Raw genomic sequence first — 1,840 nt, 5'->3', positions numbered from 1 at the left:
CGGCTTCAACTACCTGGGCCGGTTCACCGGCGGCGGACGGACCGGCACCGTGGAAGCCTGGCAACTGGCCGGCGACACCGCGATCGGCGGTGCCGCACCTGCCCGCATGCCGGCCCTGCACGCCCTGGACGCGGCCGCGGTCGTGCAGGACGGACCCGAAGGACCCGAGCTGAGGCTCACGCTGAGCCGGCCGGCGGCCGTCCTGGACGAGACGGACGTCGAGGAACTGGGCCGGCTGTGGCTGGCCCAGCTCGCCGGACTCGTCACCCACACCACCAGTCCCACGGCGGGCGGTCACACGGCCTCCGACTTCCCGCTCATCGACCTCGCCCAGGACGAAGTGGACGAACTCGAATCCGGTTTCACCGACGGCACCTTCTGACCGGACGCCACTCCGCCCCTGCCCCGTGCTCGGGGCGCGACATCCGTGCCACGCCGGTTTCGTTCCCGCCGCCACCCGACACACCTCGCCGCAAGTCGCCTTGAGGAGAGAAGCGATGACCCGATCCGCAGTCGAGGACGTGTGGCCCCTGTCGCCGCTCCAGCAGGGCTTGCTGTTCCACGCGGCCCTGGACGACCAGGGACCCGACGTCTACCAGGGGCAGCGGCTGCTCGACCTGACCGGACCGCTGGACGCGGACCGGCTGCGGCGGGCCTGGGAGACGCTCCTCGCCCGGCACCCGGCGCTGCGGGCGGGCTTCAGGCGACGCAGGTCCGGCGAGGCGATGCAGGTGATCGCCCGGGATGTCGCGCTGCCGTGGCGCGAGGCCGACCTCACCGGGCTCCCCGAGTCCGAAGTGGCGCCCGCGTCGAACAAGTTGGCCCGGGCGGAGCGGGCGGAGCGGTTCGACCTCGCCGTACCCCCGCTGCTGCGGCTGCTGCTGATCAGGCTCGGCGAGACCCGGCACCGGCTCGTCCTCACCAGCCACCACGTCCTGCTGGACGGCTGGTCCCTGCCGGTCCTGCTGCGGGAGCTGAAGACCGTGTACGCCGCCGACGGCGACGCCGGGGTCCTGCCCGCGCCCGTCTCGTACCGGGACTACCTGGTGTGGCTGGGCCGCCAGGACAAGGAGGCCGCGCGCGCCGCCTGGCGGGCGGAACTGGACGGGGCCGAAGAACCCACCCTGGTCGCGCCGGCCGCCACGGGCGTGGCCCCGGTTGCCCCGGAGATCCTCACCCGTGACGTTCCTGGCCGACTCGCCGAGGAGGTGACCGCGTTCGCCCGTCGGCACGGCCTGACGGTGAACACGGTGGTGCAGGGCGCGTGGGCGCTGGTGCTGGCCCGGCTGACCGGCCGTACGGACGTGGTGTTCGGCGCGACCGTGTCCGGCCGCCCGGCCGAGCTGCCGGACGTGGAATCGATGGTGGGCCTGTTCATCAACACGGTGCCCGTGCGGGTGCGCCTCGACGGCGCCCAGTCGGTCGTGGGCATGCTCACGGAACTCCAGCAGCGACAGCGGAACCTGCTGGCCCACCACCACATGGGACTGTCCGAGGTCCAGCAACTCGCGGGCCCGGGAGCGGCCTTCGACACACTCCTCGTGTACGAGAACTACCCGCGCACGCCTGCCCCGGCAGCGGCCCCGGACACCTTCGACCTCCGGGTCGTCGCGGGTGAGGAGACGGCGCACTACCCGTTCACGCTCGTCGTGGCCCCCGGCACTCCGATGCGCTGCAAGCTCGACTACCGGCCCGACCTGTTCGACCGCGCCACCGCCGAATCGGTGTTCACCAGGCTGTTCGAGGTCCTGGGGCAGTTGCTGCGGGACCCGTCGGCGCCGGTGGGCCGGGTGGGCGTGCTGGGGGCGGTGGAGCGTGCGGCCGTGCTCGACGGGTCCAT

Annotated in this window: 2 protein-coding genes; both read left to right on the top strand. The window is 73.0% G+C overall.

Annotation, left to right across the window (positions count from 1 at the left end; genetic code table 11):
- A partial coding sequence (locus ACIRFL_RS43790) for a hypothetical protein (RefSeq protein ID WP_404041346.1) occupies nt 1-382 on the top strand: 382 nt, incomplete at its 5' end.
- A 115-nt stretch (nt 383-497) separates the two neighbouring features.
- Nucleotides 498-1,840, top strand: a 1,343-nt coding sequence (locus tag ACIRFL_RS43785) for a condensation domain-containing protein (protein ID WP_404041343.1), incomplete at its 3' end; no start/stop codon positions are given.

The sequence above is a fragment of the Streptomyces sp. NPDC102462 genome, from assembly GCF_044765425.1.
Taxonomy (GTDB): Bacteria; Actinomycetota; Actinomycetes; order Streptomycetales; family Streptomycetaceae; genus Streptomyces.
The sequence above is the reverse complement of the archived record's forward strand: the minus strand, read 5'-3'. Positions and strand labels throughout refer to the sequence as shown.